The organism is Streptomyces sp. NBC_00873 (genome assembly GCF_045207415.1).
Lineage (GTDB): Bacteria > Actinomycetota > Actinomycetes > Streptomycetales > Streptomycetaceae > Streptomyces.
On record NZ_CP108803.1, the window covers coordinates 8,446,172 to 8,471,307 of the forward strand.

Annotated in this window: 17 protein-coding genes and 9 pseudogenes; 17 read left to right on the plus strand and 9 right to left on the minus strand. The window is 68.6% G+C overall.

What is annotated here, in order from left to right; all coding sequences use genetic code 11:
* A complete protein-coding gene (locus tag OH809_RS39050) occupies positions 1-342 on the minus strand; it encodes an ArsR/SmtB family transcription factor (protein WP_406416410.1) in 342 nt (113 codons plus the stop codon).
* A gap of 513 nt (positions 343-855) precedes the next feature.
* Here OH809_RS39050 and OH809_RS39055 point away from each other — a divergent pair.
* Entirely contained in the window at positions 856-2,604 is a 1,749-nt protein-coding gene (locus tag OH809_RS39055) for a hypothetical protein (RefSeq protein WP_406516143.1), read from the plus strand.
* A gap of 166 nt (positions 2,605-2,770) precedes the next feature.
* Here the strand turns inward: OH809_RS39055 and OH809_RS39060 are convergent, their stop codons facing one another.
* From OH809_RS39060 to OH809_RS39075, 4 genes and pseudogenes are all read right to left on the minus strand, one after another.
* Positions 2,771-3,646: an LLM class F420-dependent oxidoreductase gene (locus OH809_RS39060; RefSeq protein ID WP_406416407.1), complete on the minus strand. Its 876-nt coding sequence runs from the start codon at positions 3,644-3,646 to the stop codon at positions 2,771-2,773.
* A gap of 10 nt (positions 3,647-3,656) precedes the next feature.
* Positions 3,657-3,953: a transposase gene (locus OH809_RS39065; RefSeq protein WP_406516320.1), complete on the minus strand. Its 297-nt coding sequence runs from the start codon at positions 3,951-3,953 to the stop codon at positions 3,657-3,659.
* Positions 3,954-4,140: 187 nt separating this feature from the next.
* Positions 4,141-5,145: pseudogene (locus tag OH809_RS39070) on the minus strand (IS5 family transposase).
* Between the two features lie 307 nt (positions 5,146-5,452).
* On the minus strand, positions 5,453-5,656 hold the full coding sequence (locus tag OH809_RS39075) for a hypothetical protein (protein ID WP_406416405.1): 204 nt from the start codon (positions 5,654-5,656) through the stop codon (positions 5,453-5,455).
* Positions 5,657-5,776: 120 nt separating this feature from the next.
* Between OH809_RS39075 and OH809_RS39080 the strand changes: the two genes are divergently transcribed.
* The 10 genes and pseudogenes from OH809_RS39080 to OH809_RS39125 all read left to right on the plus strand — a co-directional run bounded on the left by OH809_RS39080 (position 5,777) and on the right by OH809_RS39125 (position 13,076).
* A complete protein-coding gene (locus tag OH809_RS39080) occupies positions 5,777-6,364 on the plus strand; it encodes a hypothetical protein (RefSeq protein WP_406416403.1) in 588 nt (195 codons plus the stop codon).
* A 76-nt stretch (positions 6,365-6,440) separates the two neighbouring features.
* A complete protein-coding gene (locus OH809_RS39085) occupies positions 6,441-6,797 on the plus strand; it encodes a hypothetical protein (RefSeq protein ID WP_406416401.1) in 357 nt (118 codons plus the stop codon).
* 614 nt (positions 6,798-7,411) lie between these two features.
* Positions 7,412-7,780 (plus strand): annotated as a pseudogene (locus OH809_RS39090) (transposase); the annotation flags it as partial.
* A gap of 73 nt (positions 7,781-7,853) precedes the next feature.
* Positions 7,854-9,547: pseudogene (locus OH809_RS39095) on the plus strand (ISAzo13 family transposase); the annotation flags it as partial.
* 3 nt (positions 9,548-9,550) lie between these two features.
* Positions 9,551-10,363: pseudogene (locus OH809_RS39100) on the plus strand (IS701 family transposase); the annotation flags it as partial.
* Between the two features lie 158 nt (positions 10,364-10,521).
* Positions 10,522-10,656, plus strand: coding sequence for a hypothetical protein (locus OH809_RS39105; RefSeq protein WP_406516144.1), 135 nt, complete (start codon positions 10,522-10,524; stop codon positions 10,654-10,656).
* A 48-nt stretch (positions 10,657-10,704) separates the two neighbouring features.
* A complete protein-coding gene (locus OH809_RS39110; RefSeq protein WP_406416398.1) occupies positions 10,705-10,851 on the plus strand; it encodes a hypothetical protein in 147 nt (48 codons plus the stop codon).
* 66 nt (positions 10,852-10,917) lie between these two features.
* A complete protein-coding gene (locus OH809_RS39115) occupies positions 10,918-11,949 on the plus strand; it encodes a hypothetical protein (RefSeq protein ID WP_406416396.1) in 1,032 nt (343 codons plus the stop codon).
* Positions 11,950-12,065: 116 nt separating this feature from the next.
* A pseudogene (locus OH809_RS39120) lies at positions 12,066-12,283 on the plus strand (transposase); the annotation flags it as partial.
* A gap of 34 nt (positions 12,284-12,317) precedes the next feature.
* Positions 12,318-13,076 carry an IS6 family transposase gene (locus tag OH809_RS39125; protein ID WP_406416394.1) on the plus strand — a complete coding sequence of 253 codons (759 nt, stop codon included), beginning with the start codon at positions 12,318-12,320 and terminating at the stop codon, positions 13,074-13,076.
* Between the two features lie 75 nt (positions 13,077-13,151).
* Here OH809_RS39125 and OH809_RS39130 read toward each other — a convergent pair.
* Positions 13,152-13,400 (minus strand): annotated as a pseudogene (locus tag OH809_RS39130) (IS6 family transposase); the annotation flags it as partial.
* Between the two features lie 314 nt (positions 13,401-13,714).
* Between OH809_RS39130 and OH809_RS39135 the strand changes: the two are divergent.
* The 3 genes and pseudogenes from OH809_RS39135 to OH809_RS39145 form a co-directional block, all read left to right on the plus strand.
* Positions 13,715-14,083: pseudogene (locus OH809_RS39135) on the plus strand (DUF6882 domain-containing protein); the annotation flags it as partial.
* Positions 14,084-14,132: 49 nt separating this feature from the next.
* Entirely contained in the window at positions 14,133-15,257 is a 1,125-nt protein-coding gene (locus OH809_RS39140) for an aldehyde dehydrogenase family protein (protein ID WP_406416392.1), read from the plus strand.
* 54 nt (positions 15,258-15,311) lie between these two features.
* Complete coding sequence (locus OH809_RS39145) at positions 15,312-15,797, plus strand: cupin domain-containing protein (RefSeq protein WP_406416390.1); 486 nt, start codon at positions 15,312-15,314, stop codon at positions 15,795-15,797.
* Positions 15,798-16,245: 448 nt separating this feature from the next.
* On the opposite strand, the gene OH809_RS39150 is transcribed toward OH809_RS39145, so the two are convergent.
* Entirely contained in the window at positions 16,246-16,992 is a 747-nt protein-coding gene (locus tag OH809_RS39150; protein ID WP_406416388.1) for a vWA domain-containing protein, read from the minus strand.
* Between the two features lie 118 nt (positions 16,993-17,110).
* Between OH809_RS39150 and OH809_RS39155 the strand changes: the two genes are divergently transcribed.
* Positions 17,111-17,794 (plus strand): DUF6308 family protein, encoded by a 684-nt coding sequence (locus tag OH809_RS39155; RefSeq protein ID WP_406516145.1) that lies wholly within the window; start codon positions 17,111-17,113, stop codon positions 17,792-17,794.
* 109 nt (positions 17,795-17,903) lie between these two features.
* Here OH809_RS39155 and OH809_RS39160 read toward each other — a convergent pair whose 3' ends face one another.
* Positions 17,904-19,781 (minus strand): TerD family protein, encoded by a 1,878-nt coding sequence (locus tag OH809_RS39160; RefSeq protein WP_406416384.1) that lies wholly within the window; start codon positions 19,779-19,781, stop codon positions 17,904-17,906.
* Positions 19,782-20,127: 346 nt separating this feature from the next.
* Between OH809_RS39160 and OH809_RS39165 the strand changes: the two are divergent.
* Positions 20,128-20,280 (plus strand): annotated as a pseudogene (locus OH809_RS39165) (stress response protein); the annotation flags it as partial.
* Here the strand turns inward: OH809_RS39165 and OH809_RS39170 are convergent.
* A pseudogene (locus tag OH809_RS39170) lies at positions 20,269-20,933 on the minus strand (ISL3 family transposase); the annotation flags it as partial. The pseudogenes OH809_RS39165 and OH809_RS39170 overlap by 12 nt on opposite strands.
* A 381-nt stretch (positions 20,934-21,314) precedes the next feature.
* Here OH809_RS39170 and OH809_RS39175 point away from each other — a divergent pair.
* On the plus strand, positions 21,315-25,049 hold the full coding sequence (locus OH809_RS39175) for a S8 family peptidase (protein ID WP_406416382.1): 3,735 nt from the start codon (positions 21,315-21,317) through the stop codon (positions 25,047-25,049).
* Positions 25,050-25,136: the final 87 nt, after the last annotated feature.

The following is a 25,136-nucleotide window of genomic DNA, read 5'->3' on the forward strand; positions in this document are numbered from 1 at the left end:
TCACTCCTCCTGTTTTGCCTGCTTGAGGTCCTGCACGTACTCGTCCAGCCGGTCGAAGCTCTCGTTCCAGAACCGCTCGAACCCGCCGGTCCACTCGTGGACCGGTCGCAGCCCGCGGGCGTCAAGGCCGTACAGGCGCTGCTTGCCTGCCTTGCGGTCCCGCACCAGCCCGACCTCCCGGAGCACCCGCAGGTGTTTGGACGCCCCCGGCTGGGTCATCCCCAACTCCTGGGCCAACTCGGTCACCGGCCGCTCACCCGCCCGCAGCAGCACCAGGATCTCCCGGCGCTGCGGCTCGGCGATCGCGTTGAAGACATCCGACGTCGTCGCTGCTCGTGCCATGACCGCCATCATATTCCGATATCGGCATGCGTCAAACCGGAGGAAGCCAGGAGCCCTGTCTGGCGATGACGGCCGAGCTGAGCCGACGATTCGCGCGGATCTACACCACCCTCGGAACCCAGGACCTTCCGCGAAAGCCAGGTCGTCTGGGAATCCCGAGCCTCCGCCTTCTCAAACGATCTGGCATCCCAGCAGGTCATCGGCCCGCCAGCTGACAGACGCACTTCGACAGGACACTGTGGGCTCATAGGGTTGTGACGATGAGTCGCTGTCGTGGATCATCGGGTGGTCGTGGGGGTTCTTGCCAGCCCGTGCCTAACGCTGTGACTCCGGGGCGAAGGCGGTACGGCGCGGAACCGGTCCGGTGGGGGCGGTCTCCTGCCGCATAATCCTCAGGTGTCCGAAACTCCCGTCCCGATACCGTCGGGCTCTGTTCCGGCAGGTACGCCCGCCTGGTCGTCCACCGATGCCGCCCTATGGGCCCGGGCCCGCCCCGCATCCTGGGCCAGGCCCATGTGGTCAGTGCCGGCGCTGCTGATCACCGTTGTATGGGCGATCGCGGTGGAACCGGTGCCGTCGTGCAGCGATGCGGCGCCCTGCGGCCCGGACTGGGGCGGCATGGCGGAAGTGGGTCTGGCCGTCGGGCTGTTGTACTGGCTCGCCCGGCTTCCGGAGCTCACGCTGATCGCAGCGCCCGCGCTGGCGGCCATGGTGGCGTGGGGAGAGCTGCCGGGCGCCGGCCGGATGTCCCAGGTCGCGAACTTCGCCGTGATCGGGGCCCTGGGCTTCGGCTGGGCCGCGGCCCGCGAGCGGCTGGCGGCCCGGTCCAGGCAGCGGCGGCTCGTGGAACGGGCCGCCGGAGTGCGGCATCGGTTGCCGGAGCCCGCCAGCCCACTCGTGCGAGGCAGGCTCCCGCTCGCCGCCGGGCTGGTCCTGTGCGCCGTGGCCGCCGGTGCGGTCCTCTTGGGGCTGAGCGGCATCCGCGCGGACGAGCGGCACGCGGACCGGGCCGTGCACATCACGGCGACGGTGATCCGCCGCGGCGAGGAGACGGTGCGCGTCCGCACCGATGACGAACGGCGCATCACCGTCGACGCGTTCTACCCCGAGGACTACGGCGTCGGCAGCACGGTGACCGTGCTGGAGGACGGCTCGTGGCGGCGCCTGGTGGCGGAGCCGTACGACGCCTTCGGCTGGCAGCTGCTGGTCCTGGCGGCCGGGCTGCCCGGGCTCTCTTTCCTCACGGTGGGCGTCCTCGCCCGCCGCCGTGCCGTGGCGCTGCGCCGCGCACCGGTGCCGGCCCTGCGCGTGCTGGAACGCACGGACTATGAAGGACGTACCTGGGTCTACGCGGCCGACGACACCGCCGGCCAGAGCGCGCTCTTCACCTGTCTCTGCACGGGGACGCTCCCCGATGACGACGAGCTGGTGGACCGCATCGAAGACGAAGCCGAGGACGAGGACGAGGAGGAATTGCCCGTCGACACGTGGTTGCACGAAGCGGTCCTGCTCGGCGCCCCCTACGAAGGCGGCGAACTGGTCCTCGTCACGACGGACCGGGCGGGGGACCCGATCGTGATCCGCACCGCCGGCCCGGTCCGGCTCCCCCGAACCGGCAAGAAGCCCCTTCTGGGAGCCACTGCCCTCACGGGTACCGACCCCGACACCTCGGATCCGCAGCGGCGGGCCCGGATCGACCGCATCGCCGCCACCCTGGCGCCCACCGGTCGCCCGGTGCGCTGGGGGCCGGGCCCTGTGGCCCGAACCGCCGGACTGGCCCTCACCGCGGGCGTGGCGGCCGGAATCTCCTTCACCGCACACTCCCTCGCGACGGACGGCTTCGACTGGCACCTCCTCCTCCCCCTGCTTTCACTGCCGATGTGGATCCACCTCGCGGCCGTCCTCCTCAACTGGCGTGCCACCGCGGACAGCACCGGTCTGTGGCTGACCGGAGCCTGGACCGTACGGCACGTCCCATGGGAACGGCTGCGGGCAGCCGAGTACACCGACGAGGGCAGCGTAGAGATACGCCGGTCGGACGGCGGCACCTGGCATCTGACGGGGCTGGGGGAGCCGCGCCTCGAACGACGACTGCGACTGCGCCCGTCGTACGTCCGCATGGCCGAGGAGGTCACAGCCCTGCACGCCCACCCGGAACTGCGGCCCGCGGAACCGAGCCCACCGAGCGACCACGGCCTGCCACTGGGTCCCGTCCTGCTCCTTCTTGTCGGCCTCGCCGTCACGGCCGTGCTCATCACGTGAGCATGAAACGTGCACCGAACGTCACCCGAGCTGTGCCGGAACCTCTGGAACGCCCCCTATTACCTCATCCCGGCAACCCGGGGCCCGTGAGGGTCAGTAGTTGTTCCGGAGCCAGACAGGTCAACTGGCGACAGTTGGATACGCGAGCTCACCAGTACCGAGGCCGTTATCCCAATAGAGAAGCGAGCCTGCGCCATTCTTCCCTCGGGAGCTTGTCCCTGTGGGTGCCGGTGAGCACCTGGAGGGCCACGTGGTCCCCGCCTGCCTGATGGAAGGTGTCGATGCGGTCGCGGATGCGGTCCTCGTCGCCCCAGGCGAAGACCGCGTCGATCAGGCGGTCGCTGCCGCCCTCGGCCAGGTCGGCCTCGGTGAAGCCGTGCCGCAGGAAGTTGTTGGTGTAGTTCGGCAGGGTGAGGTACATGGCGAGGGCGCCGCGGGCCAGCGCGCGGGCCCGGGCCGAGTCGGTCTCCAGAACCACCTTCAGCTCCGGGGCGAGCAGCGGGCCCTCGCCGAGGATCTCGCGGGCCTGGGCGGTGTGTTCGGGCGTGACCAGGTAGGGGATGGCGCCGGCCGCCCGCTCGCCGGACAGCTTCAGCATCTTAGGGCCCAGCGCGGCCAGCACCCTGCTGTCGGCGGCGACGCCGGCCTCGTCCAGCTCGTCGAGGTAGCCGGTCATCGCCGCGTACGGGCGGCTGTAGTCCTTCACCAGCGGGCCGTGGCTCACGCCGAGACCCACCAGGTAGCGGCCGGGGTGCGCCGATGCCACCTCGGCGAAGCCGGCCGCGGTCGTGGCGGCCTCCTGCTGCCAGATGTTCAGGACGCTGGTGCCGACGAGGATGCGGCGCGTCGCCCCGATCAGCGGGGCGGCATGGTCGGCGGTGCTGTTGTTGCCGAGCCAGATGGCGCCGTACCCGAGTTCCTCCAGCTCGGCCGCGGCCTCGTCCAGTTCGCCGCGCCGGGCCGGGTCCTCCGAGCGCAGTTCGACGCTCCAGGCGCCGTACCGGCCGACTCGCTGCTTCAGGGGGACTGTGGTGTCGCTCATCGGGTGTTCCCTACGGGTGGTGGGCTGTGCCGTGATCATCACGTCTCCAGCCACTGCCGACCGGAGGGCGTCCCGGGTCGATTCCCGCCGTTCCCTCAGTTGGTCGAACGGCCCATAAGACGTCGGACACGCACGAGCCCGCCACTGTGGTGGCGGGCTCGTGCGTGTGTGCGACATCCCGTGGTGCGCCACGAGGCGAAGGCCGGCGGTTGTGAACGGTCGACCAGGCACCGAACTCCTGCGGCATCTCCCGCCACTGTCCGCCGGTCTTGAACCGCCAGATCACACCCTCGAACTGCTGCCGCAGCCGCTCGGGGTATGGGCCTTACTTGCCGATCGGCAGATACGGCCCGATGAACTCCCATTCTTCGTCCGTCAGTTGCACTCGCGTCATGGAAGAAGATCTACCGGTTCAGGCCTCACTACGAGGGCGAATCCCGCAGATTGATCACGACCCGATACGCGCCCTAGCTAGGGCGCGTATCGGGTCGTGATCAATGGGTGGTCCGGGTGAGGTCTTTGATCCAGATCATCGAGGCGCGCAGGTGGAGGCCGGCGAGGTAGCTGTCCGGGGTCTTGTCGTAGCGGGTGGCGATGCCTCGCCAGGCCTTGAGCTTGTTGATCAGGCGTTCGACGGTGTTCCGCTCTTTGTAGAGGTCCGCGTCGTGACTGACGGGCCGGCCGCCCCTGCTGCCCTTCTTCGTCCGATTGGCGGCTTGGTCCTTCTTCTCCGGGATGACTGCCTTGATGCCGCGTCTGCGCAGGTGGGCCCGGTTACCGCGGGATGAGTAGGCCTTGTCCCCAGCGACCGCGTCCGGCCGGGTGCGGGGGCGGCCGACGGGCCCGCGGACCCGTATCTTCCCCAGCACGGGGATGAACTGCGGGCTGTCGGCGGCCTGTCCCGCGGTCAGGACGAACGCCAGCGGGCGGCACTTGCGGTCGGCGGCGAGGTGGACCTTGCTGGTCTGCCCACCTCTGGAGCGTCCGAGGAGGGCGGCCTTCAGCCGGAGTTTTCGGCGACGCCGGATGCGTCGTCGTTCTTCCCGCTCGGGATCGTTTTCGGCGTCCTGCCTGGTTTGTTCTTCGAGGCCGCCCCCTTTGACCTGGCCTTCTCCTCCTCGGCGGCGGCCTTCTCCAGCGTGGTGATGACGTCCTGGTCCAGATGCATCCCGGCGGCGTCGTGGTGAGCCCGCGCGGTGGTGGAGTCGACGCTGACCAGGGACAGGTCCACCTCGCCCCGCTTCGCGGCCTCCGCGATCAGCCCCCTCCAGCAGGGCCTCGAAGACGCAGGCGTCACGCCACTGCCGGAAGCGGTTGTGGACGGTCGACCAGGCACCGAACTCCTGCGGCATCTCCCGCCACTGCCCGCCCGTCTTGAACCGCCAGATCACCCCCTCGAACTGCTGCCGCAGCCGCTCGGGGTACGGGCCGTACTCGCCGATGGGCAGGTACGGCTCGATGAACTCCCACTCCGTGTCCCTCAGTTGCACTCGCGTCACGCAAGAACATCTACCGGTCCAGGCCCCGCCGCGAGGGCGAATCCCGCAGATTGATCATGACTCGATACGCGCCCTAGCCCGCCACCAGTTCGACGCCGTCGCGGTATGTGTCGCGTTGACGCGCATCTCGGCGATACCCCGGTACGTGAATCGGCCCCACCGGCGGGGGCTGCTGGTGGGGCCGCGGGGCTCGGGCAGGTCGGGGGATGCGCCTGCTGGAGCTCGGGTCATAGGGTCTGGTGCCCGGGTTCTGGGGGGTCATGTGTGGCACGGCCTGGCCGGGGAGGGTGCGGGGTGGGCGGCTCGGTCAGAGCATTGCCTTCAGGTGCCGCATGAACCGGGCCCTCCGGAAGACATTGCCCACGATGCTCCAGGTGAAGGAGTCGCGCGCGGGCGAGGGTGTGTTGCCCCAGAGATTGATGCCAACTTTGAGCTTCTCGGCGAGCGCGTACATGGCGGTGATCTGTTCGTTGGTGAGCGATCTGTTCAGCGTGAAGATGCGTCTTGCCACGTTCAGTCCCTTCCTCGTGGTTGTTGCAGCGTACGCACGACGGACGACCGACTCATCCCGGCCTGGTAGTCCTAGCGCGGACACCAGGGAGCAACTAACCCGCCCAAGGAGCACCCACTGATGGACGCCCAGACCACCGCCGCCCTGATTGGCGCGGCTGCCGTGACCGGAACCATCGCCGGAACCCTGATCGGCGCCCACATCCAAGCTGCCGGCGGGCACGCCCAGGCCGAAGCCGCCCGGGACGCTGCCGCCACGGCCGCGTCCGCCACGAACCGGCAGGCGATCACTGAACGCCGCTGGACGGCGCTGACCGGCTACCTGCGGGCCGCCCACGAAGTTGTCGCGGCCGCCGACCGGCTTTACACGCTTCCCGTCCACGCAGCAGCGGGCCCTGACTCGTCCTTCGAGGACATCGACCGGGCTATGAGCGCGTTTACGCTCCTCCAGGCTGAAGTCGAACTGTCCGCCCCTACCGACCTGGAACGGCCGGTGGATATGTTCTTCATCGCTGTCATGTCCGTCGATGACGCCGCCCGGGACGCAGCTCGCGAGCTCGCCCACCCGGCCACTGCGCCCGCCATCCCCGGAATACTTCGCGTGGACTTCGTCGCCACCCGTCAGGCGAAGGACTCGCTATACCGGGGCGCCCGCCGGGACTTGATCATTGCCGCCCGCGACGCGCTCGGCACGAGCACCATCGACTAGTAAGCCGCCTGCGGGCCGCGGCCGAGCACCACGTAGACCAGGACCCGCTTCCCAGCACATAGGAGACCCGCACGCCGTGAGCAGACGCAACAACTCCTCCAACGGCTTCACGGCCTGCATGGGCTGCATAGTCGTCATCGTCTTGCTCATCCTCGGCGGCCTCCTGCTCCGCAAGATGCTCCACTATGCAACTGACCTGCAGCGGCAGACCCCAGAACCGCTCCCGACGGTGACCGAAACCGAGACTCCCCGCCCCGAGCCAGCACCGGAGCGCACCAGCGGCAGCGACACCGGCGCGCAGGACGGCATCCAGTTCGGCTACGCCTGCACCCCAGTCGGCGCCCTCGGAAACGCCGGAGACGGACGCCCTGCCAAGTGCTTCATGCGCAAGGACGGTCGGGCACGCTGGGGCTACGACTCCAACCGCGGCTGACCCGCCGGGCCCGGTCGTTTCGGACGAGTGGATGGGGTGGCCCCGTGATACGTGCGAATGAAGCACGGGGCCACCGGCCCGCACTTGTCCTGTCACAAGCGGGGCTCACCATGGGGCGACCGTACGAGCCGGGCACCGTGGCAGCACGCCCTGAGGGCCATACGAGTTCCTCAGCGGGAGAACGTGCCGCCGGGTGAGGTTGGTCCGGACCGGGCGGCCGCAGCGATGGCCTCATCGAGGTCCAGGAGCGCGCCCCGCGCGGCTCAGACGGAGGTTCCACCCGGCCATATCCGGCCCGTCGTACCAGGACAGGGACGTACGTCTCGGGTGTCGGCCGTCCGGCGTTCTCCCAGGCGGTGAGCCAGTCGCGCAGGACCGCGAGGGATGGGGAGTCGGGGCGGTCGGCGAGGATCGCGCCCTCCTGCTGGAGGACGGCGGCCGTGGTGGGGGTGGAGTGGCCGATGGCCCACAGGTCCGGGCTGAGTCCGGCCATGGCCAGCTGCGGGTCCGCTTGGGCGGCGGCGAAGGTGCGCACATGGCGGGATTAGTACTGCAACCGCATCTGGCGTGACGGACGGCGTTGTGTCTCGTTGGTGTGACTGTGTGCTGATGTGCTGACGGTTGAGCAGGTCGAGTCGTGGTCCGAGGGGGTAGCCGGGCTCCATGCCCGGTTCGCCCACCGTTTCGGCAGGTCGGAGCCGCGTGAGCGGGCGCTTGACTATCTGACCGGGTTGCTCGCGCCGCTGGAGATGAAGAACGGGTGGACGCTGTCGGAGCAGGTCGGGCAGCTGCGCCCGGACTCGGTCCAGCGCCTGCTCAACCACTCCGACTGGGACGAGAACGCCGTCCGCGACGACATCCGCGACTTCGTCGTGGAGACCATCGGCAGTGCGGACGGCGTCCTGATCTGCGACGACACCGGCTTTTTGAAGAAGGGCACCAAGTCCGCCGGTGTCCAGCGGCAGTACTCGGGCACCGCGGGGACTTGCAATTGAATAACTGTCAGATTTGATCTGAAGCATCGTCATCGTCAGGGTGCCGGTGGGAGGCTGTGGCATGGCTACGCATCCGCAACCCCGTACAGCGGCCGAAGCCCTGCAGACAAAGTTCGACCAGATCCTGCCGCACCTTGATGAGCGCCGTCGTCGGCTCTATCTGGCCAGCGAGGCCACCGCGATCGGCCACGGCGGCATCGCTCTGGTGGCGACGGCCTCCGGTACCAGCACCGCCACCATCGCACGCGGCATCGTCGAACTGGCCGGGCAGCCTGCACCGACCCGTCGGATCCGGGTTCCGGGAGGCGGCCGCAAGCCTTTGACGGCCACCGATTCCGGTCTACTGCCGGCACTCGAGGCGTTGATCGAGCCGCACACTCGCGGCGATCCCGTCTCCCCGCTGCGCTGGACCACGCTGTCGCTGCGCGCCTTGGCATCGTCCTTGACCGACCAGGGCCACCCGGTCAGCGCCACGACCGTCGGGCACCTGCTGCACAACCTGGGCTACAGCCTGCAGGGCACCGCGAAGACCCACGAGGGCGTCGGCCATCCGGACCGCGACGCCCAGTTCGCCCACCTGAACCGCACCGCCGCCGCCTTCCTCAACGACAACCAGCCGGTGATCAGTATCGACACCAAGGCCAAAGAGTGGCTCGGCGACCGCGACCGGCCCGGCCGCACCTGGCGACCGGGCGGAAACCCGATCAAAGTGGACTGCCACACCTTCATCACAAGCGACCAGCCGGTAGTCATCCCCTTCGGGATCTACGACATCGCCCACAACAGCGGCTGGGTCAACGTCGGAACCGACCATGACACCTCCGAGTTCGCGGTGGAGTCCATCCGCCGCTGGTGGCAGCACCGCGGACAAGCTGACCACCCGGACGCCACCCGGCTGCTGATCACCGCCGACTCCGGCGGCTCCAACGATCCCCGCCGCTGGACATGGAAGAAGCACCTGCACGCCTTCGCGCAGGAGAGTGGGCTCGAGATCACGGTCTGCCACTTCCCACCTGGCACATCAAAGTGGAACAAGATAGAACACCGAATGTTCTGCCACATCACCGCGAACTGGCGAGGACGGCCGCTGACCAGCTACGAGGTCGCCCTCGAGACCATCGCCGCAACGACCACCACGACCGGGCTTTCGATCGGGGCCGAACTCGACACCGGTAGCTACCACCTTGGCACGACCGTCACGCCAGCCGAGTTCCACGCTCTGCCGATCACACCGAGCACGTTCCACGGCGACTGGAACTACACCCTCGCACCTGCCCCGCCCAAGCCTCCCGAGGCGCCACGGACTCGTCGCCGGATCGACCCGGCCCTGACCGAACTGCTCACCGACCCGGCCCTGACGGGCATGGCCCGCTCCGACTTCGACCACTTGGTGGCGGTCTCGGAGCCGTACTGGGACGCCTTGGCCGAGGCAGCATTCCAACGACGCTTTCACCGTCCGCGCAGCTATCTCCACCCGCAGACCAGCAGCCTGGACCACTACCACCGACTGCTGACAGCGTTGTTACGCCGCCGCAGAGCATCGACGAGTACGCTCCTGGCCCACTTGCTGGGCGTCACCCGCACCAACCTGTCCAATCAGTTCCAGGACGGGCACCGTCTCCTGGACCTGCACAAAATCACCGTCAAGCCATTGCCCGGAGCGCCCGCCCGCACCCTGGAGCAACTGAAGGCCCGTGGGACGCCTATCGAAAGACACCCCACAGATCAAATCTGACAGTTATTCAATTACAAGCCCCGGGCCGGACCGAGAACTGCCAGATCGGGACCTTCCTGGCCTACGCCTCGGCGAAGGGGCGAGCCCTGATCGACCGGGAGCTCTACCTGCCGTCTTCCTGGACCGATGACCGGGACCGCTGCCGCGCTGCCGGGATCGACGACGAGGTGCCCTTCGCGACCAAGAACGAGCATTTCCGGCAGATGCTGCAACGTGCCATCGACGCCGGCGTTCCGTTCTCCTGGGTGACCGCGGACGAGGCGTACGGGCAGGTCAAGCACACACGGGCCTGGCTGGAGGAACGCAAGATCGCGCATGTCCTGGCCACCAAGGTCAACGACACCGTGATCACCACCAGTTGGGCCGAGTCGCGCGTCGACGACCTCATCGCCGCGCTGCCACGGCAACGCTGGAAGCGTCTGTCGGGCGGGCAGGGCGCGCACGGGGAACGGATCTACGACTGGGCCCGCGTCGCAATCCGCCCCTGCTGGGAAGAGGGATTCGGGCACTGGGTCCTGGCCCGCCGCAGTGTCAGCGACCCCACCGAGATCGCTTACTACGTCTGCTACGGACCGGCCATCTCCCGGCTGAAAGACCTGGTCAGGGTGGCCGCCACGAGGTGGGCAGTGGAGGAGTGCTTCCAGACCGCGAAGGGCGAGTGCGGCCTGGACCACTACCAGGTCAGGCTCTACCGGGCGTGGTACCGGCACATCACCCTGGCCATGGCCGCACTCGCCTACCTGGCTGCCGTCCGCGCCGCAGAAGCCGCAAAAGGGGCACCGCAGACGACGAGCAAGACCTCATACCCCTCAGCGTCCCGGAGATCCGCCGGTTGATGGGCCACCTCGTCAAGCCCCGTCACCAGACCAACGAGCACCATCTGCACTGGTCACGCTTTCGACGACGCAGCCAGGCCCGAGCCCGCCGCTCCCACTACAAACGTCGAGGCCACAACCCCCAAATGCGGTTGCAGTATTAGGGCGCGTATTAAGTCGTGATCATGTGGACGGGTGAGGTCTTCGATCCAGATCTGAGGCCCGGTGCCGAGGACGGGACGAGCGAGGCGATGAACATGGCGGCACGGCGGGTCGGCTCCATGGCGCTGGTCGATCTGACGGTGCACGCGTGAGACCGGGCGCGGACGACGGAGCAGGCATACGAGGCGGTTCCGGAGGTCGTGGCACCGCTCGCGGACGTGTTGGCCGAGCTGTCGCCGACGGCCGGGAAGATTGGTGTGTTCGGGGAGCCGGTGGCGATCGGGGCGAAGGCGTCGGCGTTCGCGCGGCTGCTCGTGGCTACGGGCCGGGCCCCGTACCGGTCTTGAGCGGCCGAGTGCTGAACCGGCCGCGAGGGTCGGCTGGCTGTCAGTGACCCTTCTTATGCTGACGCCATGGAGATCACCAAGCGGACACTTGCGGAGGCCTGGCAGCGGATGGTGGCCGGACACGCCCTGCTCCACGAGGTCGGGCTGCCCCCCGTGGCGCTCTCGGACGACGAGCTGGAGGGGTGGGCCGAGCGCGCTGAGGAGGCGGAGGACGGCGGCCTGTGTCTGCTGCTGGATGAGGACGGCGCAGTGCGCGGCCATGACGGTCCCTACCGGGAGGTCTTTGCCACCCGCGACCTCGAACAGGCGCTTTACCTGATCACCGAGGCCGCGATGCGTCGGCGCGGCGGCAGCCTCGAGGAGGTGGCCGCCGCGCTGGAGTGGATCGATCCGGTGTGGGGCAGACGGTTCCGCAGTGGCGGCCTGGACGACGCGGGGACGGTCGAGGCGTGCGGGCGCGACCCACTGGAGGGACTTGCCTGGATAGCGGGGTCCTGGCGTGAGCAGGACCCATACACGACCCTTGCCTTCTTCCGCGCGGCGCCCGGGCAAACCGTTGACGCCGAGCGGCTGGCTCTGCTGTACGGGGCCGATCCCGCACAGGTCGCGGCTGGCACGCGCCTGAAGGACCTGCAGGCCGTGGACAGCGGCCGGGCCTACTGGGACCGCCAGTGGGAGAGCTGCTGTTTCGGGCAAGCAGGCGAGTGGACATTCCTGCTGCACCACGAAACGCCGCCGGGGTCCTTCGCTGACAAGGAGGCATACGCGGCGCTCGGGATTAAGGAGAGCGTGTGGCTGACCGCCACCTCCGCGAAGGCCATCTACACCTTCGACTACATGAGGGACGGTCGCCGCGTCGACGACGACTGGGGCGCGCTGGAGCTGATCTGGTACGAGCGTGGCCGTGCCCCCTATCTGCGGGGCGGCGAGCTGGACTTCCTCAACCGTGCCGTGCGCCGTGCCGAGCTGGACCACCCCGAACTGACTAACACGTTCGAGCTGTACTTCCACGCCTTGGAGGAGTCCCTCGGCCTGCGTCTGCCGCGCCGGGACTTCGCGGAGGGGGAGGTGCGGGCCGCATACTGGGCCGGGGAATAGTGGTGAGTACGGCGAGGGGGCGCTCATGGAGCAGAAGCAGGTTCTGGAGCGCGTATCGAAACTTGATCAATCTTGTTGGTCTCGGCCGTGCTTTGTAGTGTGGTAGATCGTGCTGCATGACGCGGGCGCAACTGACTTGTGCTGAATGGGAGTTCATCGGGCCGTACCTGCCCGTAGGCAGGTACGGCCCGTATCCCGAGCGACTGCGGCAAAGTTCGAGGGTGTGATCTGGCGGTTCAAGACGGGCGGACAGTGGCGTGAGATGCCGCAGGAGTTCGGCTCCTGGCCTACCGTTCACAACCGCTTCCGCCAATGGCGGGATGCCGGTGTCTTCGAAGGGCATTGTCACGTTGGCTGACCGGTCTGGGATGATCTTGGAGTTGATCGTGCCGGGGAGGGATTCGCTCGTGTCGTCCGCATTGCCGTCGTACAAGGGGCACCGGTACCCGGTGGAGATCATCGCGCACTGCGTGTGGCTGTACTTCCGTTTCCCGCTGTCGTTCCGCGAGGTCGAGGAGCTGATGCTTGAGCGCGGCGTGCTCGTCTCCCACGAGACCGTCCGGCGCTGGTGTGCGAAGTTCGGGCAGGTCTACGCCACCGGACTGCGCCGCCGCCGGCCCCGGCCCGGGGACAAATGGCACCTGGACGAGGTCTTCATCAAGATCAACGGAGAGCAGAAGTACCTGTGGCGGGCCGTGGACGCCGACGGCACCGTCCTGGACATCCTCGTACAGAACCGGCGGGACACCGCTGCGGCCAGGCGGTTCTTCCGCAAACTGCTCAAGAAGACCTGCTCGGTGCCGCGGGTGGTCGTCACCGACAAGCTGCGCTCCTACGGCGCGGCCCACCGCGAGGTCATGCCCTCCGTCGAGCACCGTGCCCACAAGGGCCTGAACAACCGGGCCGAGAACAGTCATCAGCCCACCCGGCAGCGCGAACGCGCCATGAAGGGCTTCCGTAGTGTCGGCGGAGCTCAGCGGTTCCTGGCTGCGTTCAGTGGCATCTCACCTCACTTCCGGCCCTGCCGCCACCTGATGACAGCCCCCGACCACCGCGCCGAGATGACCGTCCGCTTCGCCAACTGGGACCAGATCGCCGACGCTGCCGGCCGGTCCACCACGGCCTGACCCCAGGCCCGAAGCGCAAGCCCACCACGCCCCGACGCGCCATCAGACACTCACACACCCAACAACGTGACAACGCCGTCGGCGGCGCAGTCCGGCGGCGTAGGCCTGTCCGAACTTCAGACACCACCGCCGCACCGTCTCGTAGGAGACGATGACGCCGCGCTGGAGCATCAGCTCTTCGACCTCGCGGTAGGACAGAGGGAAGCGGAAGTACAGCCACACGCAGTGCGAGATCACCTCGACCGGGTACCGGTGACCCCTGTACGGCGGCAGCACAGACGACACCAGCGATCCCCTCCCCAGCGTGATCAACACGAAGATCATCCCACCCGGTCAGCCAACGTGACAGTGCCCTTCGACATGCTGCCTTCCGACGACAGTCTTCCCTTCCCGTGCGATGTACTGGGTGAGCGCCTGTACGCCTGTGGACGATCACGTAATTCCCCAGCCGTTCGGTCACGTAATTCCCCACCTTGTCGGTGGCGACGTGTCCGGTGTGAGGGGGCGTCGTCGACTGGTCAGCGGCCTCTGGCAGACTCCCGCAGATGGGATTCTTCAAGCGGGCCAACGAGGCGGAGAGTGCTGGTGAGGCTGGGGAGCGAGCCGACCTGAGCGCGTTGCTGCTGCAGGGCGAGGACATGATCGAACAGCTGGCTCGTGCGCACATGTCCTGGGGGCTGGGATCGGCGGATCGCTGGGATCTCGACCAGACGACCGGCCTCATCACGTGGACCTTCCCCGATAAGACAGCGACGGCACCGGCGCAGATACTCGGCAGCTTCAGCCCCGCCTCGGGATCATGGCTGTGGGCCTGGGCCAATAAGAGCATCCTCCCGGACATGAGCGGCGACGCCCGCGTCTTCCGGGACTGGGCAGAAGCCCATGGGCATCACGCCCTCGCCCAGCCGAAGATCGAGGCCGATGAGAAGGCCGCTTCGACGCTCGTGGCCTTGGCTGTTCGGGTGACCAAGGCGGTCGGCTACTACAAGGGCCCGGGAGGTAACTCCGCCGTAATCATCACGTTCGGTCCGGTCACCCTGACCGCCGCAGACGGCAGTGTCTCCAGCTTCCCTGCGGTTCTTCGCCGGGGCCGCCCGCCAGCTCGAAGGCAAGGCGGCAGGCGAGTACATGGCCGACCACACCTCGTGGATCCGCCGGGAACCGGTCGGCGTCATCGGCCAGGTCGCGCCCTGGAACTACCCGATGATGATGGCCGTCTGGAAGTTCGCGCCCGCGATCGCCGCCGGGAACACGGTCGTTCTCAAGCCCAGCGACACGACACCGGCGTCCACGCTGCTGCTCGCCGAGATCGCCGCCGAGTTCCTGCCGCCGGGCGTGCTCAACGTGGTGTGCGGTGATCGCGACACGGGCCGCGCGCTGGTGTCCCACCCGCGCCCCGAGATGGTCGCCATCACCGGCTCGGTCGGCGCCGGGCAGCAGGTGGCCGCGGCGGCGGCCAGGGACGTCAAGCGCGTCCACCTCGAACTCGGCGGCAAGGCACCGGTCGTCGTGTTCGGCGACGCCGACATCGCGGCGGCGGCCGAGGCCATCGCCATCGCGGCGTTCTTCAACGCAGGGCAGGACTGCACGGCCGCCACCCGGGTCCTGGCCGCGCCGTCCGTCCGCGCCGACCTCGTGGCCGCCCTCACCGAACAGGCCAAGGGCATCGTCACGACACACGCGGCCGGCGTGCACAGCGAGGACGCCCTGATGCCGGCGCTCAACAGCGCCCGCCACTTCGAGCGGGTCAGCGGCTTCCTCGACCGGCTCCCCGACCACGCCACCCTGCACACCGGCGGCCACCGGCTGGGCGAGGAGGGCTTCCACTACGCGCCGACCCTGGTCTCCGGGCTGCGGCAGGACGACGAGCTGGTCCAGCACGAGATCTTCGGACCGGTCATCACCGTGCAGGAGTTCCCCGACGAGGAGTCCGCGCTGACGCTGGCCAACGGCGTGCCGTACGGCCTGGCGTCCTCGGTGTGGACCTCGGACGTCGGCCGCGCCCTGCGGTTCAGCCGCGACCTGGACTTCGGCTGCGTCTGGATCAACACCCACATCCCGCTCGTCGCCGAGATGCCGCACGGCGGCTTCAAGCACTCCGGTTACGGCAAGGACCTGTCGCAGTACGGGTTCGAGGACTACACCCGAGTCAAGCACGTGATGGCCTCCCTCGCGGGCTGAGCTGACGACGATCCGGCGCACCAGCGCAGAGGCACGAGAGAAGGAGGCACACCCGTGACCGATCAAGACAGCGCGCGGCCGGACGGCTTTCCCGGCACCACGCTGCGCGAACCCCGTGCGGCACGCGAGGACCGGCTGGCCACCGCGACGGAGAACGACGGCATCGCGGTCTGGAGGCCGAGCGAACTGCGCCCCCTCGACGCGACGACGGGCGGGATGCGCAGCCGCTGGATCATTCCACCGGTCGTCGGCGGCGGCGACTACTCGGTCTCCGAGTGGAGCCTGACCCGAGCGGGCTGGTCCGACCGCCACCCGCACGACGAGCTGAACTACGTCATCGAAGGCGAACTGCACATCGAGAGTAGGGGGACGACGGTAGTCCTGCACCCCGGCGATGCGGCCCTGGTCGCCAAGGGCGAGACCGGTCAGTACTGGGCACCAGAGTACGCCCGCATGTTCGCCGTCTACGGTTCCAACCCCGAAGGGGAGACCTCGGACTACCTCGACTACTGGGACATCGCGGAGGCCACCGGCAGATGACCGGCCGTCCCGCCCCGGGGCGCGAACGAATGCTGTTGGTTAATTCGGGGTCCTGATCACTTCGCTCCGTCGAGCTGCTGCTTGGCGGGGCGAAGTGCTGCGAAGTGGCTGGTGCGATGTCGGGGTCTGTACGGTGAACGGGGCTGTTCGTCGGCTTCGGCCGCGGCAAGCTGGCCTTCTACAAGAACCTGAATGCCTCCGCCTCGGCGACCTTCACCAACGTTGCCTTCTACGACGCGAGCAAGAATCCGGGATCTGTCCCGGGCGACAGGTTCTATGCGGGCCTGGTCGACGCGTTCGGCCGCTGGATGAACCCGTAAGCCGCTTTCGGGGGCGCACCGTCGCCGGGGCTGGCTGCCTCCTGCCGGACGGGCGATCGCGTCAACGGGTTCTTTGGCGTGGCTGTGAACTGAGGCCAGCCGGTACGGGCTGGCGCCGTCCTGAGACTTCACTGCACGATGTGGGCGGTGTGGGCGGCGGCCAGCCACTCGGGGAATTCGTGGAGCAGCCGGTCGAAGAGCTGGTCGTCGCCAGTGGCCTTCGGGGTGCGGCCGGCGTGGAAAAAGCCGGCGTTGTCGACGACGCGGCAGGCTGGTACAGCAAGGGTATCCAGCCTCCGCAAGAACGCGAACTCGCTACTGCCAGGGTCGCCGAAACCGACGAACTGCCAGAACAGGGGGAGCCGTGCCGCTTTGCATAGGTAGCGTTCGGCGGCGAGCTTGCTGGTGGGCCCGCCGTCGGTTTGGAAGATGACCAGGGCGGGCGAGCGGCTGCCGGACTCCATGTAGTGGTCGATGACCTCGTCCATGGCCCAGTGGTAGTTCGTGCGCCCCATATGACCGAGGTTCTCGTGCAGCTTGTTGATGCGGCCGCGGTGCCTGCCGAGCGTCAGGTCAGTGGACCCGTCGACATCCGTGGAGAAGAACACCACCGGCACGATCCCGTCGTCGTCGAGATGAGCCGACAGCGACAGGACCTGCTCGGCCAGATGCTGCATGGTCCCGTCCCGGTAGTAGGGCCGCATCGACCCGGACCGGTCCAGCACGAGGTACACCGCGGCCCGCACGCCCTCCAGCCCATGCCCGCGGATACTGTCGCCCGCGACCTTGTACAGGCTGACCAGGTCGGGCGCACGTTCTTGCACCTTGGACAGGCTGATGGCGGGTGCTCGCTGCATGCCGTTCGTCGCGGTCATCCCCTCATGGTGACGCCTCGCTGCTGACCAAGAGCAGCGTTTACCCAATGCGACCGATGCGAAAGAGATGGAGTGGCTCCGAGCACTGCCTGTCGACCTGCCTGACCTGGAGCCGCTGGTGTCCTTGCCCGATCTTCCCCATCCTTTTGCGGAACGGCTCCATGCCCTCGTCACCGACGCGGGCTCCGTCGCGGACCTGCGCCGCTACTTCGGCATGGACCGACCTCCAGGGGCCGCTGCGTTCACAGGAAGCCGATTCGAGGCTCTGGGCGGTGGAGGCGACCACCCAGCAGTCGCCGACGCGGTAACTGCTGAGGACCTCATCGCAGTGCAAACCCTGTCAGTCACCGTTCCCGCGGCTGCCGCACTGGATCTCCTGGAAGGCCACGCCGGGACACAACTTTCCACACTGCTTCGTGCCATTCCCCGGGACATGGACATGGCCGACGCCACGGAAGCCGACCTGGCTCCCGGTTCACCGGCACACAAAGCGTGGCACCTCCTCCGTGACCAGCCAGGCATCGGATGGGTCACCGCCGGAAAACTCCTCGCCCGCAAGCGACCCCGACTACTGCCCGTCTACGACCGCGTCGTACGCTGCGCCGTCGGCCAACCACGCTCCTTCTGGCACGCCCTGCACAGCGCCCTACGCGCCGACGACTACGCCCTCCAACGCGAACTGCTGACCCTGCGGCAGGCTGCCGGACTACCCGAAACGGTCAGCGTGCTGCGGGTCTGCGACGTCGTGGTCTGGATGCGGCATCACACCGATCACCAAGACGCTGGCTGCGCCTGGGAGTGATCTCGCCAAGGGAGTGGTGGCGCGGTGAGGACCTACCGGGTGTCGTCGATTCTCCGCTTGGGCGTCGGGGAGGACGGCTTCGGGCGTCGCGACGGTCGAGCGGGGGTGGTTACTCGATGTCGACTCCGTGTGCGCGGGCGAGTCCGTCGAGGCCGTCAGCCCAGCCCTGGCCGATGGCCCGTAGTTTCCAGACGGGTTGGCCGTCGGTGTGGTGGCGGTAGAGCTCGGCGATGACCATGGCGCGGATGTGGGGGTCTGCTGGGGGCTGGAATGTCCAGGCGGCGCCGGTGACACAGTCCATGTGGAGCGCTGCGTGGGTGAGGGCGGCGCAGGTCAGGCCGGTGTCCACGTCCATGTTGATGGAGACGACGACGCGTTGGACGTGCTCGGGCAGGGCGGTGAGGTGTACGGCGGCCTTCTCGGTGACGTGAGGGCCTTCGTCCTGCTTGCCCAGGAGGCGGGCCGCCCCGTTGGCGGCAGAGGGCTGGTTGTAGAAGACGAAGTCCTGGTCGTCGGACACGCGACTGTCCGTGCCCGTCAGGAAGAGGGTCAGGTCGGCGTCCGCTCCGGCGAAGGTGAAGGCGATCAGCATTCCTTGCCAGGCTTCTTCCGGCAGTACCACTGTCTGGCCGGGGATGAGAGACGTGGGCGGCTCGCGGTGCGGTTGCGGGGCCGGGTTCGCAGGACGGGGCGAGCTCGGTGAAGTCGCCGTGTCGCTGTGCCATTCCGCGAAGGTGCGGATCCGGTACGGATCAGATCCGGTGGCCGGCGTACGGCCACCTGGCGTGCTGTTGGCACCGAGGCCGATGTCCAGGTCGGCCAGGGAAGGTTCCGGTGTGTCCGGGTCCTCTTGGGCGTGGTCGAGGAGGTCCTGGAGTCCGGCAGTGCGGCTGATGTCGAGCGGCTTGATCGTGCTGGAGAAAGTCCCGGAGGCCGTCGTGGTGACCGAACACGCCACGTCCTGTCCGATGTCCAGGAACCGCAGGGCGTCCTCGGGTTCGTGCCAGGGTGCCGACTCGACGGCCTGGCGGGTCCAGCGCCCGTAGGCCACGAAGCCGAGGAGCTGGGTGTCAGGGAGGCGGGTGAGAACAGCGAGATCGATGGCAGTGATGCCGGGTGCGGTGGCGAATCCTTCCTTGAGGGTGGCGATGATGTTGGAGCCCATGGAGGTGAGCCACCACAGGGTCCGGTCTCGTTTGGTGAGGTTCTTGAGGGTGGGGCGCCCGCTGGGCGTGAGGCCCGGGGTCTGGGTGGGCATCGCGTCGAGATCCTGCTGGCGCATGACGACCGACAGCACCGAGCCGTCGACACCGACCGCGCACCCAGCGGCCGGATTGTCGGAGAACGCGGTGTTCACCGCCTCGCAGACGGTCTCCTCATCGTTCGCCGCGAGCGCCTGCCACCAGTGTTCCGCCTCGGCGCACAGCGATGCGTGCGCGCCATGCAGACGTCCCTGTTCGGCGGACAGGAAGGAGGGCGCCTCCAAGGCCGCACGGGACTTGGCCGCGCTGCGTTCGGCGCGGGCGAAACGGCCCACCCCCTGCAGGTGGAACGCCTGAGCCTCGGCTTGCGCCCAGGGCAGGCCCAGTGGGGGAGGCCCAGGCACGACGGGCTGGTGCGCCATCGGGAACGACTGCAGATGCACGCTGGTCATCTGCCGGCGAAGCTCCGTCAACTGGGCAATAGCTGCATCGCGCTGGGCATCCTGCTGTGCCCGCTCCGCCTGCCGACGTGCCCGGTCGAGCTGCGCCGCCGAAGGCGCCACGGACCTGGGGCGCGAGGCCGTGCGGCGGGTACTCGTGCCACGTCGGCTGCCTCCGCCGCGCAGCGAGCTGGAGGCGTAGAAGGGGCCGAGGCCGGACGAGATACGGGCTCCGCCGCTGCCGACGCTGATGCGTGCCGCGCGGGGACCGACCGACGTACGTACACCCCGTGTGGAGACCCGCACACTCATTCCCGGCACACCGACCCGGAAGCCAAACCCCATGGCAACTCCTTCTCTCCTCAAGGAGTCTGCCACCGAACCCGCCCGCACCGACTGGGAACGCCGTAAGGCCAGGCGGAGGTGCGGGGCAGCCAGGACCAGCCGAGACGGAACATCTATGGGTACGCGTCGGCCGCGACAGCACAGTCCAACGCGCCCGCGCCGGGTATGACCGGGTCAGAAGCTGCGCTCTGACCCTGGTCGGCGAGGACGAGGCGCTGGCGGAGGCAGCGCACGACCTTTTGGTTCGCCCCCGGCCCGCCACGGCCTTCTCTGCGAGGGCCGGAAGTACCTGCCTGTTCCTGCGGTCTGGGGACCTTGCGGTTCACCGGCAGGCAGACTGTCCTTTGTGACGACACTGAGTAAGGGTGCGAACATGCCGGTGGCGGTATCCGCCGTCAGAGCAGTGCTCAGCTGGTTGGCTGGGCCCGGTGTGCCGTACGTGGACGCTTCCGCGCTGCTGCTGACCGGCAGCGGGCGGGTTGGCTCCGATGGCGATTTCGGCGGGCAGAGCCCGGCGTATGGCCTCGCCGTAGGCGCCTGAGCCGTCCCGGCAGACGATCTCAGCGCCGGGATGCTCGCGCAGCCACGCCTCAAGGGTGTCCGCGCTGCGGTCGGGGAGTACGTCGATCCGCTCGCCGGTCTCGGCGTTGATCACGATGGTGGCGTACCGGTGGCGGCGCTTGAGCGCGAAGTTGTCCACGCCCAGCACCCGCGGCACCCAGCGCGGAGGCAGCGGCAGTCGCATGAGCATCCGCAGAGCGGTCGAGCGCGACACCGCGGTGGCCAGAGCCCGGGAGAGGCGGGCGCCCGCCCGGCCCGCTAACTCCTTGACTACGCTGCCGAGTTGGTCGGTGAGCCGGTTCGTCCGGCGCTGGTAGCGCCCCAGCAGGCCGGGCACCTGCTCACGAACGTCTGCCGCGGACAGCCCAGCACCGGGCACACCAGGCGCCGCACCCTCACCGACCCCACCACCCGCCTGCCGTCCACCGCCACGTCCGCCAACGTCCGGCCGTGAAAGCCGTGCACCCGCCCAGTCGGCGTCCCGCACACCGGACACGGCACCGGATCATCGCGGGTACTCGCCACCACCCGGACCAGCTCACCCTCATCCGCCACACCCTCGATGACCAGGGTAGACATATCCGAAAACACCACACCCACAAGGGCGTTGACCTCAAGCACGCCCCAGCCTGACACACAGTGACGTACGGTCACCACCGATTACGGGACAGAGCCGTTAACTTGACACACCCCGTCGCGCCACGCAGACGTTCCACCGGCCCGGAGGCCATACCGACCCGGAACCGACAGAATTGATCACACTTCGGACAGGCCCTGGTGGAGTCAAGACCGTCGCCGGGCGGCGAGCGGTCGACAAGGGCTTCGCGCTGCAACCGCCGACTGAATGGCTACGTGCGAAAAGAGCAACCTTGCCCGGATTCGCGCTGTTTGCTGCTGGCAAGTCCTTGCCACGGCAAGGACTTGCCGTGGCAAGGCCTTCACGTCGGCGTTACCGGCCGATAGACCCATGGCATGTTCTCTCCCTCTCAGGCTTCCGCCTTCCGGCGCAGACGCTGGCAGCTGCTCTCGGCCGCCACCGCGGTGCCGCTGCTGGCGTCGGGGCTCGCAGTTCTGCAAGCGCCCGCACAAGCCGCTCCGAGTAAACCCACCGTTCCCGCCAAGCCCTCGGCTACCCACAAGGTCACCCTGGTCACCGGCGACGTTGTCACAGTCACCACGATGGCCGACGGCAAGCAGACCGCCGACGTCGACCGGCCGGACAGCGCCGTCGGCGGCGTGAAGATCCAGGAGATCAAGGGTGACCTGTTCGTCATCCCGGACGAGGCGGCGCCGCTGCTGGGCACGGACAAGCTGGACCGGCGGCTGTTCAACGTCACCGACCTGATCGAGATGGGCTACGACGACGCGAAGTCGGCCGCGGTGCCGCTGATCGCGGCGTACGCCCAGCCGAAGTCCCGCGCGGCCGTCGAGCCGACGGCCCCCCGCGGCAGCAAGCTGACCCGAAAGCTCAAGGGCATCCGCGGTGCCGCGCTCAGCACCGAGAAGCGGCAGGCCCGCACCTTCTGGACCAACGTCGCGCCGCAGGGCAGCGCGAAGTTGGGCGCGGGTGTGGCGAAGCTGTGGCTCGACGGTCGTGTGAAGGCCAACCTGAAAGAAAGCGTTCCGCTGATCGGCGCGCCCGAGGCCTGGGCGGCCGGCTACACCGGCAAGGGCGTCAAGGTCGCGCTGCTCGACACCGGCATCGACGTCAACCACCCCGACTTCGCCGGCCTGATCGACGGCACGGTCAGCTTCGTGCCGGGTGAGGCCGTCACCGACGTCAACGGGCACGGCACGCATGTGGCCAGCACGATCGTCGGCTCGGGCGCCGCCTCCGGCGGTGACTACAAGGGCGTCGCCCCCGGCGCCGACCTGTTCGTCGGCAAGGTGCTCGGCGGCGCGGGGGGCTACGGCCAGGACTCCTGGGTCATGGCCGGCATGCAGTGGGCCGCCGAGTCCGGTGCGGACGTCGTCAACATGAGCCTCGGCGACTCCTACCCGACGGACGGCAGCGACCCGATGTCGAAGATGGTCGACGCGCTGTCCGCGCAGTACGGCACGCTGTTCGTCATCGCCGCCGGCAACGCGGGCCCGGAGAGCATCTCCTCCCCGGGCGCGGCCACCTCGGCGCTGACCGTGGCCGCCACGGACAAGCAAGACCGGCTCGCGTCCTTCTCCAGCACCGGCCCGCTGGCCCACTCCGGCGGCATGAAGCCGGACATCGCGGCGCCCGGCGTGAACATCACCGCGGCCCGCTCGCAGGAGATGACCGGCGGTGGCGCGGGCCTTTACCGCACCCTCAGCGGCACCTCGATGGCCACCCCGCACGTGGCCGGCGCGGCGGCGATACTGGCCCAGCAGCACCCGGCCTGGACCGGCGCGCAGCTCAAGGAACACCTGATGAGCACCGCGAAGGGCCTGGCCGACGGGTACTCGCCGTACGAGGTCGGCACCGGCCGTCTCGACGTGGCCGCCGCCGTGCGCACGACGGTCCGCGGCACCGGATCGCTCTTCTTCGGCAACTACACGTGGCCGCACGAGCCGAGCGACGTCGCCGTCACGAAGGACCTGACCTTCACCAACTCCGGTTCCGCCGACGTCACGCTGAACCTGGCGCTGACCAACGCCGGCGGCCCGTTCACGCTGGGAGCCACCACGGTGACCGTCCCGGCGGGCGGCACCGCCGCCGTCCCGGTGGCCGGTGACCCGCAAACCGCCTCGGTAGGCCGACACGTCGGCTACGTGATAGCCACCGACGCGGCCACCGGGAAGCCGGTGACCCGCACCTCGGTGGCGCTGCTCAAGGAGGAGGAGCGCTACGACCTGAACATCAAGCTGGTCGGCCGGGACGGCAAGCCCGCCGCCGGCTGGGTCGACATCAACCTGGCCGGCGACCTCGGGCCGTGGACGGTCTACGTCGACGGCTCGACCACGATGCGCATGCCACCCGGCCTGTACTCCGTCGCGGGGTACCTCGACGTGGCCGGCGAGAAGGCGGACCGCTCGGGTCTGGCCGTGCTGGTCGCCCCGGAGACCGTGCTCAAGGGCGGCTCCGCGGACGTGGTGCTGGACGCGAGCAAGGCACGCCTGCTGCAGACCGAGGCGCCGCAGCGCACCGAGGACCGCCAGCGCAAGGTCGACTTCAACGTCCACTACAAAGGCCTCGACCCGTTCATGGACTACCGCAGCGCGTACGTGCTGCCGCCGACGTCCGACGACGTCTACGTCGCGCCGACGAAGCCGATGACGCAGGGCGAGTTCATGCTGACCACCCGCTGGCGCAAGGGCGAGCCGCGGCTCAGCCTGAGCACGTTGGGCGGCCGGCTCGACTTCGAGGCACTGGTGCAGGCGGGCAGCGCCCTGGGCACCGCCACGGACAAGCTGGACGCCGTCTACGCGGGCAACGGCGCGGCGGCCGAATACGAGAAGGTCAGGGCCAAGGGCAAGGTCGTCGTCGTCGAGCGCAGCGACGAGGTCTCGCCGCAGGAGCGCACCAAGGCCGCGGTCGCGGCCGGTGCGAAGGCGCTGATCGTGGTCAACGACGGTGTCGGTGCCCTGATGGAGTCCGTCGGCAAGTCGACCATCCCGGTCGCCACCGTGCACCGCGACGCGGGCAAGACCCTTGTCTCGATGGCCAAGGCCGGCATCTTGAAGCTGACCGCACAGCAGACCGAGTACACGCCGTTCGTCTACGACCTGACCCGGGACTACCCCGGCCGGGTGCCGGACCGGGCCCTGGTCTACAAGCCGACCAAGGGTGACCTCGCCCGGATCGATGCCCGCTACTACTCGGCCACGGACGGCAAGTTGGCAGCAGGTTACCGGTCCGACTTCACCCTCAGCCCGGCGGTCGGCTTTCCCGAGCTCGAGTGGCACCCGGGCACCCGCACCGAATGGGTGACCCCGGGCCAGGTCTGGAGGGAGTTCCACACGCAGGGCGTCGACGGAGCCCTGCCGTGGTCGATGGTGTCGGACGACAACACGTATGCCAAGGGCAGCACCACCCGTCTGGACTGGTTCGCTCCGACGACCCGGCCCGGCCAGAGCAAGTCCTTCGGCGTGTACAACTCCCGTTGGCAGAACTACATGACCTGGAACGTGCAGGCGTGGGCCTCCTCCAGCGACAACATGCGGCTGGGCGGCTACCTGCCGTGGGGTAAGACGCCGGCCCACCTGCAGATCTTCCAGGGCGACACGCTGATCCGCGACAACCCGCGCAGCACGGACGGGCAGTGGATCAAGGTGCCGGCGGGCAACCTGCCCTACCGCGCCGTCCTCGACGCGGAGCGGCCCGCTGACGTCTTCCGGCTGTCGACGCGCACCCACACGGAGTGGACGTTCATGTCCGACACCGTCGACTCGGACTCCGCCGAGCGGTTCTCGGTGCCGAACCTGAACTACAAGCTGGAGTCGGACCTGCACGGCGACGTGAAGGCCAATGCGACCCAGAAGATCGCGCTCAAGCCGGTGTCGATGGATGGCGGCACCGTGCCGGGCACCGTCACCACGGTGACGCTGGACGTCTCGTACGACGACGGCGCCACCTGGCAGAAGGTGACCCTGGCCAAGGGCGCCGACGGCTACTGGACGGGTTCGTTCAGGACGGCGAAGAAGCCCGGCGGCTTCATCTCGGTCCGCGCGAGCGCCGCGACGGACAGCGGCTTCAGCGTCAAGAACGAGATCATCCGGGCGTACGGCCTGCGATGAGCCGCACTGTCGGGCCCCGGGGAGGCGACTCCCCGGGGCCCTTCTCGTCACACCTGCTCCCAGCGGGAACTATTCAGGGTCTGCCGC